The sequence below is a fragment of the Bradyrhizobium sp. USDA 4011 genome (assembly GCF_054063415.1).
The window spans coordinates 3,863,213-3,878,639 of record NZ_JBSSGG010000001.1 but is presented as its reverse complement, the minus strand read 5'-3'; the positions used below and the strand labels follow the sequence as shown (position 1 = coordinate 3,878,639).

General features: G+C 64.6%; 14 protein-coding genes. 8 read left to right on the top strand and 6 right to left on the bottom strand.

The features are described 5' to 3' along the window. Window positions 1-143 precede the first annotated feature (143 nt). The 5 genes from ACVW1C_RS18110 to ACVW1C_RS18090 form a co-directional block, all read right to left on the bottom strand. Entirely contained in the window at window positions 144-1,454 is a 1,311-nt protein-coding gene (locus ACVW1C_RS18110; protein WP_456759589.1) for an ABC transporter substrate-binding protein, read from the bottom strand. A gap of 201 nt (window positions 1,455-1,655) precedes the next feature. Beyond that, complete coding sequence (locus ACVW1C_RS18105; RefSeq protein WP_456756648.1) at window positions 1,656-2,975, bottom strand: IS1182 family transposase; 1,320 nt, start codon at window positions 2,973-2,975, stop codon at window positions 1,656-1,658. Between the two features lie 230 nt (window positions 2,976-3,205). Then, window positions 3,206-4,762, bottom strand: a complete 1,557-nt coding sequence (locus ACVW1C_RS18100; RefSeq protein WP_456759588.1) for an MDR family MFS transporter — start codon at window positions 4,760-4,762, stop codon at window positions 3,206-3,208. A gap of 191 nt (window positions 4,763-4,953) precedes the next feature. Beyond that, window positions 4,954-6,126, bottom strand: coding sequence for an HlyD family secretion protein (locus ACVW1C_RS18095; protein ID WP_456759587.1), 1,173 nt, complete (start codon window positions 6,124-6,126; stop codon window positions 4,954-4,956). Beyond that, window positions 6,119-6,601 (bottom strand): MarR family winged helix-turn-helix transcriptional regulator, encoded by a 483-nt coding sequence (locus ACVW1C_RS18090; protein ID WP_456759586.1) that lies wholly within the window; start codon window positions 6,599-6,601, stop codon window positions 6,119-6,121. Before ACVW1C_RS18090 ends, ACVW1C_RS18095 begins: the two co-directional genes overlap by 8 nt. Window positions 6,602-6,801: 200 nt before the next feature. Here ACVW1C_RS18090 and ACVW1C_RS18085 point away from each other — a divergent pair, with 200 nt between their 5' ends. Both ACVW1C_RS18085 and ACVW1C_RS18080 read left to right on the top strand, forming a co-directional pair. Beyond that, on the top strand, window positions 6,802-7,290 hold the full coding sequence (locus ACVW1C_RS18085) for a Fur family transcriptional regulator (RefSeq protein WP_456763113.1): 489 nt from the start codon (window positions 6,802-6,804) through the stop codon (window positions 7,288-7,290). Between the two features lie 211 nt (window positions 7,291-7,501). Then, complete coding sequence (locus ACVW1C_RS18080) at window positions 7,502-8,458, top strand: DMT family transporter (RefSeq protein WP_456759585.1); 957 nt, start codon at window positions 7,502-7,504, stop codon at window positions 8,456-8,458. A gap of 217 nt (window positions 8,459-8,675) precedes the next feature. Here ACVW1C_RS18080 and ACVW1C_RS18075 read toward each other — a convergent pair whose 3' ends face one another. Continuing rightward, entirely contained in the window at window positions 8,676-9,551 is an 876-nt protein-coding gene (locus ACVW1C_RS18075) for a sulfurtransferase (protein WP_456759584.1), read from the bottom strand. Between the two features lie 259 nt (window positions 9,552-9,810). On the opposite strand from ACVW1C_RS18075, the gene ispG reads away from it, so the two are divergent. The 6 genes from ispG (at window position 9,811) to ACVW1C_RS18045 (ending at window position 15,250) form a co-directional block, all read left to right on the top strand. Next, on the top strand, window positions 9,811-11,100 hold the full coding sequence (gene ispG / locus ACVW1C_RS18070) for a flavodoxin-dependent (E)-4-hydroxy-3-methylbut-2-enyl-diphosphate synthase (protein WP_456759583.1): 1,290 nt from the start codon (window positions 9,811-9,813) through the stop codon (window positions 11,098-11,100). Between the two features lie 249 nt (window positions 11,101-11,349). Next, window positions 11,350-12,243, top strand: coding sequence for a TauD/TfdA dioxygenase family protein (locus ACVW1C_RS18065; protein WP_456759582.1), 894 nt, complete (start codon window positions 11,350-11,352; stop codon window positions 12,241-12,243). A gap of 141 nt (window positions 12,244-12,384) precedes the next feature. Next, window positions 12,385-12,897, top strand: coding sequence for a hypothetical protein (locus ACVW1C_RS18060; protein ID WP_456759581.1), 513 nt, complete (start codon window positions 12,385-12,387; stop codon window positions 12,895-12,897). 47 nt (window positions 12,898-12,944) lie between these two features. After that, complete coding sequence (locus ACVW1C_RS18055) at window positions 12,945-13,991, top strand: TAXI family TRAP transporter solute-binding subunit (RefSeq protein WP_456759580.1); 1,047 nt, start codon at window positions 12,945-12,947, stop codon at window positions 13,989-13,991. Further along, entirely contained in the window at window positions 13,988-14,611 is a 624-nt protein-coding gene (locus tag ACVW1C_RS18050; protein ID WP_456759579.1) for a hypothetical protein, read from the top strand. The genes ACVW1C_RS18055 and ACVW1C_RS18050 overlap by 4 nt, the downstream gene beginning before the upstream one ends. Before the next feature lie 195 nt (window positions 14,612-14,806). Further along, window positions 14,807-15,250 carry a DsrE family protein gene (locus ACVW1C_RS18045; RefSeq protein WP_456759578.1) on the top strand — a complete coding sequence of 148 codons (444 nt, stop codon included), beginning with the start codon at window positions 14,807-14,809 and terminating at the stop codon, window positions 15,248-15,250. The last annotated feature ends 177 nt before the right edge of the window (window positions 15,251-15,427 follow it).

Genomic DNA, 15,427 nt, shown 5'->3' with positions numbered 1-15,427 from the left:
GAGAGGGTTGGCGTAAGGGGTTCTCTCCGCGAGCAGTGTGGTTGGTGAGACCTGTACCCCCTCACCCGGATTGCATCTGCGATGCAATCCGACCTCTCCCCGCAAGCGGGGCGAGGTAAGAAAGCAGACGTCGCTGGTACCGACTACGCCGCGTACACCGATCCCTTCGGCAGCGGGAATACCGGATCCTGCGTCTTGATGTTGGTCGGCCACACCACGGTGATGCGCTCGCCGGCGTTCTGCATCACGACGGGCGTCGAGCGCTCGTTCTGGCCGGACATCGGCGTGCCCGGCGGATAGAATTTCACGCCATAGCCCTGGATGGTGCCGCCCGGCGGGATGTCGACATCAAGCGCGGCCTTGCGGATCGCCTCGGGATCGAAGCCGCCATATTTCTCCTTGGCGACCGGCAGCACATTGTTGAGTAGCACCCAGGTCTGGTTGAAGCCCATCGAGCAGTGCGGCGGCACTTCGGTGGCGCTGGTCTTCTCGCGGTAGCGCGCGACCATCACCTTGGTGAGATCGCCGACCCCCGGCGCCAGCTTGGCGGGATCGAGCAGCTGCGCCGGAACGGGGTCGATGTTGCAGAAATTGTCGATGTCGGCGCCGAAGGTCGCGCGCAGCTTGTCGAGTTGGCTGTAGCCGGCGCCGGCACCGAACAGCATCTTGAACTTCAATCCGCTCTCGCGCGCCTGGCGCAGGAACAGCGTGATGTCGGGGTTGTAGCCGGCATGCGAGAGGATGTCGGCCTTGGCGCGCTTCAATTTGGTCACCAGCACCGAGAGATCGGGCGCCGAGGCCGAGTAGCCTTCCTTGAGCACGACCTGCAGCCCGGCCTCCTTCGCGAACATCTCGTCGGCGGCGGCGACGCCGACGCCGTAGGGACCGTCCTCATGGATCAACGCGACCTTGACGTCCTTCGGCTCCATGCCGAGCCTGGCCTTGGCGTGCTCGGCGAGGAAGCCGCCGAAGGCCTGGCCGTACTGGTCGGAATGGATCTGGGCGCGAAACACGTAGTGCAAGTTCTTGTCCTTGAACACGGCGGTCGAGACCGCGGTCGTGATCCAGAGGATCCGCTTCTGCTGCTCGACCTTGGCGGCGAGCGGCACCGCGTGCGAGCTCGCGAACACGCCGTTGAGGATATCGACCTTCTCCTGGTCGATCAGGCGATTGGCCTCGTTGATCGCGACATCGGGCTTGCTCTGGGAATCGACGTTGACCGGGGCGATCTTGTACTTGCCGCCGACGCCACCCTTCTCATTGACGAGATCGATCGCGATCTGCGTGCCGATCGAGGAGGCGACCGAGCCGCCGGCGGCAAACGGACCGGTCAGGTCGTAGATCACGCCGATCCGGACCGTTTCGGCCTGCGCCTGCGCGCGTGTCCAATCGAAGCTGAAAGCAGCGGCGGCAGCCGCTGAAGTCTTCAGCAGCGTCCTGCGTGAAGTCGGCATCGCGTCCTCCCCTGAAGCCGTCATTTGCGACGGGTATTTGTTTTTGGCGGAGTATTGGGAGGAGGCCGCGGAAAGTCAACGCGATTGCGGCTGCGATTCTTCACTCGTTGGTAGGGGTTCGCCATCGATCCCGTCATCCTGACAGCTTGTGAATCTTTTTGTTTCGCCAATTTCTGGTGTGTTGGCGGGATAGCCGAAGCTTCAGATTTGATGGCCTTGCAGGATGTTGTTGGCGAGTGCGTACCAGAGCACGACAGCGCGGACCTTTTCGATGCCGCGCACGGTCAGTTGCCGCAGGTTCCAGTTTCGCCAGCGGGCATGGATGCATTCGCAGATCGAGCGAAGCTTGTACTGAGCCTTGCCGGCCTCGCTAGCCATCCGAGCCCGCCAAGCCAGGACACCCGGGCCATCCCCGCGCCGCGGCAGGGAGGGATCGGTGCCGTGCTTGGATTGTGTCGGTGGACAGAAGACCTCAACTCCCTGGCTGTGCGCCCATTCGATGTCGTGGGCGCTGCTAAAGCCGCCGTCGACGAGATGGCGCCCCGGAAGACGACCAATCCGCACGCGCGTCCGCTCGAGCATCGGCCGCATGAGGCCGCGGTCTGAGCCGGCATTGGTGATCTCGAACCCGACGACGATCTGCTCTCCGGCCACGCTTGCCACTTGCAAATTGTACCCCGGGCGGAAGCCGCCATCGGCCATCTTCATGACGCGCGCCTGTGGGTCCGTGGTGGAGGCGCGCGGCTCCTTGGGCGTCTTGCCGTTGTTGCGCTCTTCCGCGCGCGCTTGACGCTGGCGCTTGATCTCCTCAAGCGCTGCCTGTGCCGCCTTCAGCCGCTGCGCGCGCTCACGTGCTGCGCGCTCCTTGGCCGCCTTGATGCGCTGGTTGCTCGCGTCGGAGCGCGCATCGACCTCTCGCTTGAGTTCCTCCACGACCCCCTGCGCCACCCCCAGATGCCGGTCGAGGGTTGCCTGGCGCCGGAACGAGGCTGCTCCGGCGCTCGCCCGAATCCGCACGCCATCCTGCGCCAGCGTGTCGAGATCGACTAAGCCGACTTCGGCCAGCGCCGCCAGATGTTCTGCCAGCAGCCGGTCGAGCAAATCGGCATATCCGACCCGGAAGTCCGCCAGCGAGTGATAATTCACCGACACCCCGCCGCACAGCCAGCGATAGACATCGTGGCTCTCGCACAGCCGCTCCAGAGCCCGGGCACTCCCCACCCCCTCGCTGGTCGCATAGAGCCACAGCGCCAACAAAAGTCGCGGCGAGGTCGCCGGATGACCAGGCCTGTGGCCCCGGGCCTTGATCCGATCCTCAAGCTCGCTCAGGTCGAGACCTTCGACATAGGACCAGATCACCCGCGCCGGATGACCCTCCCCAATGAGGCTCTCGATATCGACCGCTCGCAGCTCAACTTGATCGCGCTTCGGTTCGCGCAGCCGCGGCGAGCCCAACGGCGCCCCATCAGTTTGCGGCTTCGACCGCTCAGGCAGTTCTCCGAACAGCTTGTCCCCGGCCATCTTCCATCCCCCGCAACTCGCTCCGTGCAGAGAATCACATCCCGACCGAACCGGCTACATCGGCAGTCTAAAACAGGAAAAATTCACACGCTCTGAGGTGCGAGCGCAGCGAGCCTCGAAGGATGCACGGCCCCGCTGGTGGCCGTCGATCCTTCGAGACGCCGCTACGCGGCTCCTCAGGATGACGGTCGGATGGTTTACTCCGGGGCTCGGAGAAAACAGGCCGCAACCTACTCCATCACCGCGGCATGATCCGGCGGCGCCGACTGCGCGCGCAGCGCGGCCTTGGTCGAGCCGATCATCAGCGCGAGCGGGATCGAGACCAGGATGAACAGCATCACCAGCTGGTAGTCGTGCGAGAATGCGATGATCTGCGACTGCGCCGCCACCATCCTGTCGGCCATCGCGCGGCCGGCATCGGTGTTGAGATTGATCATGCCTGATACGTCGGGCATCTGCAGCGCGTGGTTGAACGGATTGATCTGCTCCGACAGCTTTGCGTAGATCCGCCGCCCGCCTTCCGTAAGCTGCGCGATCACGATCGAGATGCCGATCGAGCTTGCGACGTTGCGGAACAGCGTCAGCATCGAGGTGCCGTCGGTACGCAGCTGGTTGGGCAGCGTCAGGAACGCCACCGTCGACAGCGGCACGAAGACGAGGCCGAAGCCAAAGCCCTGGATCACGCTGACGACGATGATCTCGCTCGCCTGCGTCATGTCGGTCCAGCCGGTCATCTGGAACAGCGACGCCGCGGTCAGCGCCAGGCCGGAGACGATCAGCGTGCGCGCCTCGATGTAGCGCATCAGGCGGCCGACCAGCATCATCGCGACGAAGGTGCCGGCGCCGCGGGTCGCCAGCAACAGGCCGGCGGTGATGATCGGATAGCCGACCACGTTCTGCAGATACGGCGAGGACAGCGCCATGGTCGAATACAGCACGAGGCCCATCACCGTCATGAACACGACGCCGCCGAGGAAATTGCGGTCCTTGAAGATCGCGAACTGGATGAACGGCTTGTCGGTGGTCAGCGAATGGGCGAAGAAGAAATAGGCGCCGACCGCCGCCACAATGAACTCGATCATGATCTCGTTGGATTCCAGCCAGCCGAGCTGCTCGCCGCGGTCGAGCGCGAGCTGCAGCGCGCCGATCGCGACCGCGAGCGCGCCGAAGCCGAACCAGTCGAAGCGCAGCGCGCGGTCCTGCCTGGTCTCGTCCATGAACACCGCGAGGCCGAGCACGGTGAAGGCGCCGAACGGCAGATTGACGAAGAACACCCAGTGCCAGGAATAGGTCTCGGTCAGCCAGGCACCGAGCGAGGGACCCATGATCGGACCCATCATCACGCCCATGCCCCAGATCGACATCGCCTTGGCGCGCTCATGCAGCGCGTAGGAATCCAGCATCACGGCCTGCGACAGCGGCACCAGCGCCGCGCCGAACACGCCCTGCAACAGGCGGAACAGCACCATCTGGTTGATGTCCTGCGCCAGGCCGCAGAACACCGAGGCGACGGTGAAGCCGGCCGAGCAGATGATGAAGATGCGCTTGCGGCCGAAGCGGTTGGCGATCCAGCCCACCGGCGCGGTCATGATCGCGGCCGCGACGATGTAGGAGGTCAGCACCCAGTTGATCTGGTCCTGCGAGGCCGACAGCGAGCCCTGCATATAGGGCAGCGCGACGTTGGCGATCGTGGTGTCGAGCGCCTGCATGATCGTCGCGGTCATCGCGCAGATCGTCACCATGTTCCGGCGCAGGCCGGGCACGGCGGATGGTGACGGTGCATTCATTCAGGCCGGTCTCGCTTTGTCGAATGTGTCGGGGGTCACCTCTCCCGCTTGCGGGGGAGGTCGGCGCGTAGCGCCGGGTGGGGGCTCTCTCCGCAATGTGACTCGTGGAGAGAGCCCCCACCCCAGCCCTCCCCCGCAAGCGGGAGAGGGAGCGCACTGTCTCTGCGGTCGATGATCGACCGCATTTCATCCTACTCGTGGTCCGGGTGCGCGGAGGCCGAGCGCAGTCCAAGCAGGCCGGCCAGCGTGCGGCGGTGGTTGGTGTCGATCGTCGCGTAGACGCTCATGCCGGCCTTCAGCTTCTTCACGAACGGATCGTTCTCGTCGAAGTAGATCCGCACCGGGACCCGCTGCACCACCTTGACGAAGTTGCCGGTGGCGTTCTGCGGCGGCAGGATCGCGAATTGCGCGCCGGTGCCGGGCGACAGCGAGCCGATCTTGCCCTTGAATTCGTGGTTCGGGAACGCGTCGACGTCGAGCGTGACCGGCTGGCCGACCGCGACATAGGTGAAGTCGCTTTCCTTCGGATTGGCGTCGACCCAGGGATGGTCGACGTCGATCACCGAGAATACCGGCGCGCCCGCGGCGACGAAGCGGCCGAGCTGGATCTGGTCGACCTGGGTCGCCACGCCGTCCATCGGCGCGCGCAGCACGGTGTGATCGAGGTTGCGCTGGGCGTCGTCGAGCCTGGCCTTGGCCTGGGCGTAGGGCGGGAATCGCTCGATCGGCAAATCGACATCGCCGAGCAATTGCGTCTTGGCGTTGGAGATCTGCTGCCTGATGTATTGCGCCAGGCTCTCGGCCGTGACCTGCGCGTTGGCGGCGTTGTCGAGGTCGAGCTGCGAGCCGAAATTCTGCTTGGCGAGCGTCGATTTGCGATCGACGTCCTTCTTCTTCAGTTCGATGCTCTGCTGGGCGAATTCCAGCATCCTGGTGTTGATCTTGATGTTGTCGACCAGATTGTCATAGCTGGTCCTGGTCTGGTCGAGCGCCGCCTTGGCCTGGTCGACCGCGAGGCGGAACGGCACCGGATCGATCTCGAACAGCTCGTCACCCTTCCTGACGTGCTGGCCTTCCTTCACGACGATCTTGTCGATCTTGCCGGAGATTTCCGGCGTGATCAGCACCTTCTGCGCGCCGACATAGGCGTCGTCGGTGCCGACATAGCGGCCGCCATTGAGATAGAACACGCCGCCGCCGATCACCGCCACGATCGGCAGCACGACGAGCAGCAGCACCCGGCGATAGCGCCGCAGGCCCGCCATCAGGCGGCGGCGCGGCGCGCGGCTCGCCTTGCCCGACGGCGCTGATACGCCCGGATTGCTCTTCTGATCAGGGGCCAGCTTGAGGACGGGTTCAGCCATAGCGTTGTTCCTTTCGGGAGGGCTCGCCGGCTGGGTTTTGGATGGCATTGCGAACGTTTTCCTTGATCGATTCCAATTGAGTGAGCAGGCGGTGCGCGTCCGCGGGGCTGATGCCCTCGAGCGCGGTCGCGGTGAGTTCGGAGCGCAGGCCGGCCAGCTTCCCGAGCAGCGGGCGCGCGGCCTTCTTCAGATAGAGGCGGTTGACGCGGCGGTCGTTCTCGTCACTGCGGCGCTCGATCCAGTCATTGTCGCAGAGCTTGTCGATCAGCCGCGTCAGCGTGATCGGCTGCATCTCGAGCAGCTCGGCGAGCTCGGTCTGCTTCAGCCCTTCCTGGCGTTCCACCTTCGACAGCACGGCCCATTGCGCACGCGTGATGCCGTAGCGCGCGGCCTCCTTGTCGGCATAGACGCGGATCAGCCGGAACAATTCGCCGAGCGTAAACATGAAGTTGGCGTCCACGGAACCGCGCATCAATCTTGCCTCCATAAGCTTGCAATATAATAAGCTTGCTTATGAATTCTGCATGCCAGGTTAACGGGGGGCTGCCCCGCATGGCGCACATGGCTGCAAGGCGGTGAGGGACTGGCTTCGGTACTGGGCTTGGGTATTGGGCTTCGATGATTGGGCTTGGGCGGGCTATGGGAACGGGCGCGGAAATGCTACATATGCGGGCAATGAGCCTCGCCAAGCCGACATTTCCTGCCCCCGACCACGATCACGGCCGTTGCGCCGCGGACGCGATGACGCATGCCGAACAGGTGTGCGCGCGCCGTGGCCAGAAATTCACCCCGATCCGGCGTCAGGTGCTGCAGGCGCTGCTGTCGAGCCATCGGCCGCTCGGCGCCTATGAGGTGATCGACGAACTGGCCAAGACGATGCCGCGGCCGGCACCGATTACCGTCTATCGCGCGCTCGATTTCCTGATGGAGAACGGCCTCGTTCACCGCATCGAAAGCCGCAACGCCTTCCTCGCCTGCGCGCACGATCATGACGAGACCTCGATGGTGGCGTTCCTGATCTGCGATCATTGCGGCTCGGTCGGCGAAATCCCCGCCGCCCCGGTTGCGCAAAGCCTGACCGCTGCGGCGCGGGCCTCGGGCTTCATCCCGAAGCTCTCCGTGGTCGAGATCGCCGGCACCTGCGCGCATTGCCAGAAAACGTGATGCGCGGCGAAGGATTGCCGCAAACTCACGCTTCTCCCTCTCCCGCTTGCGGGGGAGGGCTGGGGTGGGGCTCTCTCCACGAGTCACACTGTGGAGAGAGCCCCCACCCGGCGCTGCGCGCCGACCTCCCCCGCAAGCGGGAGAGGTAAGAGAGCAACGAGCACCGGACCACTGAACAACAACACGGCAGCAAGCCGGACCGCGAGGAAACATGTCGACCCAAGCGATCTCCGCCAGCGTCACGCGACCCGTCAGCGTCGGCCACGGGCTGCCGCCCGGCGCCATCGCATTGATGCTGATGCTGTGCGTGAGCTGGGGCTTCAACCAGCTCGCGGTGAAGCTCGCGCTGCCCGATGTGCCGCCGATGCTGCAGGCGTTGATCCGTTCCTCCGGCGCGCTGCCGGTCATGCTGATCGTCGGCCGGCTGCGCGGCGTCAAGTTCTTCGAGCGCGACGGCACGCTGCTGCCGGGCGTGATCGCCGGGCTGATGTTCGGCTGCGAGTTCGTGCTGATCTTCACGGGCCTTGTCTTCACCTCGGCCTCGCGCGCCTCGGTCTTCCTCTACACCGCGCCGTTCTTCGTCGCGCTCGGCTCGTATCAGTTCCTCGGCGAGCGTCTCTCGACCGTGCAGTGGAGCGGATTGGCGTTAAGTTTTGCCGGCGTCGCGCTCGCGATCGGCGTGCCGCAGCCGAATGTCGATGCCAAGGTGCTGCTCGGCGACCTCATGGTGGTCGGCGGCGGCGCGCTGTGGGCGGCGACCACGCTGGTCGCCAAGGGAACGCAGCTGCGCAAAGCCGCGCCGGAAAAGGCGCTCGGCTACCAGGTCGCGATCTCGATCCCGATTCTCGGCCTCGCGGCCTGGATCGCCGGCGAGCGCATCGAGCACGTGCCGAGCGCGCTCTCGATCTCGCTGCTCGCCTATCAGGCGGTCTGGGTGGTGGGTTGCACGTTCGTGATCTGGTTTGCGATGGTGAAGACCTATTCGGCCAGCAAGCTGTCGGCCTTCACCTTCGTCACGCCGCTGTTCGGCGTGGTCGCGGCCTATTTCATCATGCACGACACGCTGACCCCGGTGTTCGGCGTCGCCGCGCTGCTGGTGATCGCCGGCCTCTATCTGGTCAACAAGCCCGACCCGAAGGTGACGCCGGACCCGAACGTGCCGGCGTGATGATTTGAGATCGCGGATGTCTGACTCGCCAACGGCGCAACAAACCCACTGTCGTCCCTGCCTAGTGCGCAATTGCGCACGGGAGCAGGGACCCAACCAAGAATGGTTGTTGGTGAGCGATGGTGGAACGACGAGTGCCGTTCACAACATTCGGCGCGGCGTATGGGTCCCTGCTTTCGCAGGGACGACCCGTGGAGAGAGTCCCGCTTCTTTTCCGCTACCCCGTCTCGATCGGCAGCGCCGGATCCTTCGCCCATTCGCCCATCGAGCCGTCATAGAGCGTGAGATTGTCGTAGCCGAGCCGATGCAGCTGGAACAGGTCGATGGTCGCGGAGATGCCGCCGCCGCAATAGGCGATAACGCGCTTGTCCTTGCTGATACCCTGCGCGGCGAAGGTTGCCTCCGCCTCCGCAAGCGGCACGAACGTCTTGCCCTTGGGGTCGATCAGGGTTGCGGCCGGCACGCTGACGCTGCCGGGGATGCGGCCCGGCCTGCCGTAACGGCTCGGCTCCAGTCCCTTGTAGAATTGCGGGCCGAGCGCATTGACGATCATGGTATCGCGCTCCGTGGTCGCGGCGAGCACATCATGCTTGCCGACGAACATGCCGTCCTTCGGCCGCGCCGAGAACGTGGCCTGCGGATAGCCGCCGGCAAGCCCGGTCTCGATGTCGCGTCCCTCGGCGGTCCATTTGTCGATGCCGCCGTCGAGCACCGCGGCGCCGTCAAAGCCGAGCGAATGCAGCATCCACCAGAACCGCGTCGCCCACATCGCCGTGCCGATCGAATAGAGCACCACGCGGCTGCCGGCCGAGATCCCATGCCGGCCGAACGCGGCCTCGAGCTGGGCCGTCGGCGGCATCATGAAGCGCAGCTCGGTGCGGGGGTCGGAGAACTCGGCCTGTAGATCGAGGAAATTCGCCCCCGGGATGTGGCCGGCCTCGAACGTCTGGCGGCCCGAGACGACAATATAGGGAACGCCGCTGCCGGCCGGGGCGGGCTCCAGATAGGTCGTGCAGTCGAACAGGCGCAGTTCGGGGCGGGTCAGGATGTCGGCAAGTTCCGCCGTGGTGATCACCTCGCTATGGCCGGCCATGTCGCGCCCTCCCAGAATGATCTTAAGGCAATGCTAAGATGCGCCAGGTCACATGAAAAGCTGTCAGTTTGCCCTTTGATTCACCCCAATTCGGCCCAATATAGCTGTCCATGCAGGACGCCGCTGCATGGCTTGCCTTTGGCCTCAATCGGCGCCATAAGCTGTTGAATTCACTTCGAAACATCGCCGCTTGGCCCGCCGTGCGCGAGGCCCATCGCCCCCTTGGTGAATGTCACCAAAACCTGATATTCGAGTTGCCATGAACAAGCCCGAGATTTTGCCGCAAGACGACGTCGCCGGTCCCGCACCGCGGCACCACACCACTCAGGTCATGGTCGGCAACGTCGCCGTCGGCGGCGGCGCGCCGATCGTCGTGCAGTCGATGACCAACACCGACACCGCCGACATCGAGGGCACCATCGCCCAGGTCGCCGCGCTCTCCCGCGCCGGCTCCGAGATGGTACGCATCACCGTCGACCGCGAGGAAGCCGCCGCCGCCGTGCCGCACATCCGCGACGGCCTGCGCAAGCTGGGCATCACCACGCCCCTGATCGGCGACTTCCACTATATCGGCCACAAGCTGCTCGCCGAATATCCGGCCTGCGCCGAGGCGCTCGACAAGTACCGCATCAATCCCGGCAATGTCGGCTTCAAGAACAAGCGCGACACCCAGTTCGCCGACATCATCGAGATCGCCAACAAGAACAACAAGCCGGTGCGCATCGGCGCCAATTGGGGCTCGCTCGACCAGGAGCTACTCACCAAGCTGATGGACGAGAACACGGCGTCGGCCAATCCGCGCGACGCCCGCGCGGTGACCCGCGAGGCGATGGTGCAGTCGGCGTTGCTGTCGGCGGCCCGCGCCCAAGAGCTCGGCATGCCCAAGAACAGGATCATCCTGTCGGCGAAGGTCTCCGCCGTGCAGGATCTGATCGCGGTCTATCAGGAAGTCGTGCGCCGCTCGGATTACGCGATCCATCTCGGCCTCACCGAGGCCGGTATGGGCTCGAAGGGCATCGTGGCCTCGTCGGCCGCTCTCGGCATTCTCCTGCAGCAGGGCATCGGCGACACCATCCGCATCTCGCTGACCCCGGAGCCCGGCGGCGACCGCACGCTGGAAGTGCAGGTCGCGCAGGAATTGCTGCAGACCATGGGCTTCCGCACCTTCGTGCCGCTGGTTGCGGCCTGCCCGGGCTGCGGCCGCACTACCTCGACCACGTTCCAGGAGCTGGCGCGCTCGATCCAGGATTTCATCCGCGACGAGATGCCGGCCTGGAAGACCAAATATCCGGGCGTCGAGCAGCTCAACGTCGCGGTCATGGGCTGCATCGTCAACGGCCCCGGCGAATCCAAGCACGCCAATATCGGCATCTCGCTGCCCGGCACCGGCGAAGCGCCGGCCGCGCCCGTCTTCGTCGACGGCAAGAAGTTCCGCACCCTGCGCGGTCCGGGTATCGCCGCCGACTTCAAGGCGCTGGTGATCGACTATATCGACCAGCGTTACGGCAGCGGCGCCAAGGTGCCGGAGGCGGCGGGCGCCGCGGAGTAGTTTCGCTGCGCGCGTGACCCACACGCAAATGTCGTCGCTGCGAAAGCAGGGCATAACCGCTGGCGGTGGTTATGGCGCGAGATGCGGGTTGCGAGCCTTCGCAAAACCCGATCCTGTGGTGATGGGTCCCGGATCTGCGCTCCGCTTCGCTGCGCTTGTCCGGGACGACGGATATGCTTGCGGCGCGGATTGCGCTTCGCTCTATCCGGGCTACCATGCTCCCAATCAAGAACCATTGGGAGAACGCCCATGAGCTCGCTGTCCGGCAAGCAGGGTCCGCGCTACCGCCACCTCGCCGACCAATCCGAGCCCTATGAGACCATCGGCGTCGAGAAGCTGACGCCGATCATTGGCGCGGAAATCTCCGGCGTCGATATTGCGAAGCTGGTTGGCGACGATGCGCGCTCCAACCGGCAGATGGACGAGATCCATCGCGCGCTCGCCGAAAACCTCGTCATCTTCTTCCGCGACCAGCACATCAGCCCCGAGCAGCACCTCGCCTTCGGCCGCAAGTTCGGCGAGCTGCACGTGCACCCGGCCGCGCCGAACGAGGGCGATCCGGCGCTGATGAAGATCTATGCCGACAAGGATTCACCGCGCGCCAACGGCGAAGGCTGGCACACCGACGTGTCCTGCGATCTCGAGCCGCCGATGGGCTCGATCCTCTATATCAAGCAGTGCCCGCCGCGCGGCGGCGACACGCTGTTCGCCAACATGTACGCGGCCTATGAGGCGCTGTCGGACCGCATGAAGGCCTATCTCGACGGGCTGACCGCGCTGCATGACGGCGAGCAGACCTATCGTGGCCTGTACGCCAACTACGGCGTCGCCGACAAACGGGAATATCCCCGCGCCGAGCATCCGGTGGTCCGTACCCACCCGGTGACCGGCAAGAAATCCCTCTACGTCAATCGCGGCTTCACCCGCTTCATCGTCGGCATCCCGCGCGACGAGAGCGATGCCATGCTGGCCTATCTCTACCAGCATGCGGAGAACCCGCTGTTCCAGTGCCGCTTCCGCTGGACCGAGAACGCGATCGCGTTTTGGGACAATCGCTGCGCCCAGCACCGCGCGATGTGGGACTACTGGCCGCACACCCGCTGCGGCACCCGCGTTACCGTGAAGGGCGAGCGGCCGGTGTGAGGACAGCGATGGCCTTGCGCCGTCGCGCTGGCTGCGGCTGAGCTCGATGCTTCAGTCTGCCCAAGGCGGTGCGGTTAACAGGGGTAATCCTTGCGGGTCATAGTATCCGTGAGCCGGTGAGCCCTATGATGCCCCATCATAATGGGCGATATCACCATGCTGCAGGTGATACTGGACGCGCGCAGACATGAGAGCATCGTCATTCGCGTCGACGGAAACTCAGCTTGTGAAAACGCTGGCTCGCACGTCAGATCGGTTCGAGCGCCATTTGCTCCGAGGACGATGCGCCGGACGGCTCCGCTTTGGTTCGCAGCAACCCTCGCGCTGACATGTCTTTCGGATGTGCCGGGTTCTGGCGGCGCCGCGCAGGCGCAGTCGCATGGCAGCGCCGGCAATTGCCTGCAACCGGCACAAGCCAAGACGAGCGCTGCGGTTAACGCTGCTCAGGCCAAACGAGCGCCGCGCGCGGACGCGCTCGTCCGCGAGCTTGCGACGGCACGGCGAGATATTGAATTGCTGCAGCTCTCGGTCCGGGGAACGTATGGAACGCGCGGCGATGCGACCAAGGCCTTCGATCTCTACGCGAAGGCTGAGGCCGAGTGGAATCAAGCAGGCAAAGGCGCGCTCGAGGCGCTGCGTTCGCCGCGTTCATAGAGCAAGGACGAACGAGCTGACGGGATGTCGTGCAGAGGAGCTGGTCGATGAAAAGGTCTATCGGATTGCGTCCGCTGCTTCTGCTTGCGGCCCTGGTGTCGTTGCTGTCAGCGCCGCAGCCGCCCGCGGCGGATGCGCGGCCGCAGTCTGATCGACCTCACAAGGCTCGCCTGATCCGGGCCGAACCGCCGCAACCCAGGCCTGAGGCTCTGGCCATGAATGCCTGGACCGTGGGCCTCGCCGGCGGCCTGCTCGAGGGCGCGCCGATCCGCCTGGCCGCGGAGATGGCCCGCGTGGTCGATGACGGCGACAATCTGCACGTTCTGCCGGTGGTGACGCGAGGGCCCGTGGAGAATCTGAACTCGCTGCTGTATCTGCGCGGCATCGACGCGGCGATCATCAATTCCGACGCGCTGGAGGAATACAAGAGCCAGGTGCCGGACATCCAGCGACGGATCACCTACATCCTGAACTTGTTTCCATCCGAATTGCACATCTTCGTGCGGCCGGAGATTCAGAGTCTGGCCGACCTCGCCGGCAAGAAGGTGAACTTCAACAGCCAGGGTACCGCCGCAGCCTATTCAGGTCCGCTGATCTTCAGTCGCCTCGGCATCGAGATCGAGAAGACGTTCATTCCGCACCAGATCGCACTCGAGCAGATGCGGAAAGGCGAAGTCGCGGCCGTCGTCTTCATTACATCGAAGCCGGTCGATGCCTTTGTGAAAGGTCGATTTGAATCGGGCTTCAAGTTCCTGCCGGTGCCGTATGACAGCAAGTTCGAGGACTACTATCTGCCGGCGGCTCTCGATGCGGCCGATTACCCAAATCTGATCAAGCCGGGTGATCGCGTGGCCACGATCGCCGTACCGACCGCTCTTGTCGCCTTCAATTGGCCGGCCAACACCAATCGGTTTGAGCGCGTTGCACGTTTCGTCGATCATCTGTTCTCGCGTGTCGACAAGCTGCAGGGACCCGGCTTCGACCCGAAGTGGAAATCGATCAACCTCGGAGCGACCGTGCCCGGTCTCGCGCGCTTTCCTGCGGCGCAGGCGTGGCTCGATCGTCAGTCGGCGACGGCACGGGCATCGCAATGACCAGGATCGCCGCCCCGCTGCTTGCGGTAATCGCCGTCGTCAACGGCGTTGCCCTTGCGCAGGGGGTGGAAGATCCCATGGCACAGCTTCGGGCCTGTTCGCAGTTGCAACGTGAAGCGCGCCTGGAGTGCCTCGACAAGCTGGCGCGCGCCGCCGCACCAACTCGCCGCGAGGCGTCGAAGGCGGATCATTGGACGATCAGCGAGACGACGTCTCCGGTCGATTATTCACCGATCGCCACTGCGACGACGTCCGCTTCGGTCGATTCGTCCACGAAGCTGTCGATCCGGTGTCGCGGCGGGCGGACCGAATTGTCCTTCGTGGGGCCCGCGATCTCCGGCCGGGGCGACGGCTATGTGATCTCCTATCGCATCAACGACGGTCAGCCTGTGCAGATCGCTGCCGCCGTGCCGGCGGCCGGTTCCGGCGTCGCCGTCGCGGGCGATGCCGTTCGCTTGTTGCAATCGCTTCCCGATAACGCGGTCCTTGCTGTCCACCTCTCACCCGGTGCCGGGGCTGCCCATGATGCAACATTCTCGCTCGCGGGGCTGGACGCGATACGAGCGAGGATGGCTGCGACCTGCAAATGGCCGCTCGCTGTCGCAAGGCCCAGCAATTGAGAACCGTGTTCGCCGATTTTTTCGAGATGGAGATGTTTGATGCTCAATTTTCAATCTGTTGCGAAGTTTATTGCGATGGGTGCCATCGCTGTGCTGGCTTCCACGTCGTTGGCAGAGGCTGAGCACGGTGGAAAATACTGGGTGCCGGGCGCGCAGTCCGCGACTGATCCGGCGAGCGACGCTCGGAAACCGCGAATGTCACGATCCGCCGCCGAAACGCGCAAGCGCGCCGCATATGCGCGCATGCATGATCCGGCGGCGCCGAAAGAGAAGGAGCATCACCTGATCCTGCAGGTGAACAGCAATGACCCTGCCGCCATGAATCTCACACTCAACAACGCAACGAACGTGGCCGAGTATTACAAGGGCCTTGGCGAAAAGGTGAAGATCGAGGTGGTCACGTTCGGCCCGGGCCTGCACATGCTCCGCGAGGATACGTCGCCGGTGAAGGCTCGCATCGAGGAAATGGCCCTCAGCTCACCCGAGGTGTCGTTCAAGGCCTGCGGCAACACCCAGGAGAAGATGCAGAAGGCCGAGAACAAGTCGATCCCGATCATCAAGCAGGCGGAAGTCGTGAAGTCCGGCGTCGTGCGCGTGATGGAACTGCAGGAGAAGGGATGGGCCTACGTGAAGCCGTGAGCCGGAGGGCCAGCTTGCCTTGAACCCCTTTGCGCGGGCGCGGACCGGCCGGCGTAGAGAATGGGTGTAAATGCATCAGCACGCGGCACAGGACTGCCGGCCGCGCAGCCAATCGCATTGACGCCGCGCATCGGCTACGCCAAGCTCCGGGAAAATCAAGAACAACTCCCGGGGAAA

What these genes read in the sequence shown, in the direction of transcription:
- ACVW1C_RS18110 (WP_456759589.1), bottom strand. Translation starts at nt 1,454, where the DNA reads ATGCCGACTTCACGCAGGACGCTGCTGAAGACTTCAGCGGCTGCCGCC.
- ACVW1C_RS18105 (WP_456756648.1), bottom strand. Translation starts at nt 2,975, where the DNA reads ATGGCCGGGGACAAGCTGTTCGGAGAACTGCCTGAGCGGTCGAAGCCG.
- ACVW1C_RS18100 (WP_456759588.1), bottom strand. Translation starts at nt 4,762, where the DNA reads ATGAATGCACCGTCACCATCCGCCGTGCCCGGCCTGCGCCGGAACATG.
- ACVW1C_RS18095 (WP_456759587.1), bottom strand. Translation starts at nt 6,126, where the DNA reads ATGGCTGAACCCGTCCTCAAGCTGGCCCCTGATCAGAAGAGCAATCCG.
- ACVW1C_RS18085 (WP_456763113.1), top strand. Translation starts at nt 6,802, where the DNA reads ATGAGCCTCGCCAAGCCGACATTTCCTGCCCCCGACCACGATCACGGC.
- ACVW1C_RS18080 (WP_456759585.1), top strand. Translation starts at nt 7,502, where the DNA reads ATGTCGACCCAAGCGATCTCCGCCAGCGTCACGCGACCCGTCAGCGTC.
- ACVW1C_RS18075 (WP_456759584.1), bottom strand. Translation starts at nt 9,551, where the DNA reads ATGGCCGGCCATAGCGAGGTGATCACCACGGCGGAACTTGCCGACATC.
- ispG (WP_456759583.1), top strand. Translation starts at nt 9,811, where the DNA reads ATGAACAAGCCCGAGATTTTGCCGCAAGACGACGTCGCCGGTCCCGCA.
- ACVW1C_RS18065 (WP_456759582.1), top strand. Translation starts at nt 11,350, where the DNA reads ATGAGCTCGCTGTCCGGCAAGCAGGGTCCGCGCTACCGCCACCTCGCC.
- ACVW1C_RS18060 (WP_456759581.1), top strand. Translation starts at nt 12,385, where the DNA reads ATGGGCGATATCACCATGCTGCAGGTGATACTGGACGCGCGCAGACAT.
- ACVW1C_RS18055 (WP_456759580.1), top strand. Translation starts at nt 12,945, where the DNA reads ATGAAAAGGTCTATCGGATTGCGTCCGCTGCTTCTGCTTGCGGCCCTG.
- ACVW1C_RS18050 (WP_456759579.1), top strand. Translation starts at nt 13,988, where the DNA reads ATGACCAGGATCGCCGCCCCGCTGCTTGCGGTAATCGCCGTCGTCAAC.
- ACVW1C_RS18045 (WP_456759578.1), top strand. Translation starts at nt 14,807, where the DNA reads ATGTCACGATCCGCCGCCGAAACGCGCAAGCGCGCCGCATATGCGCGC.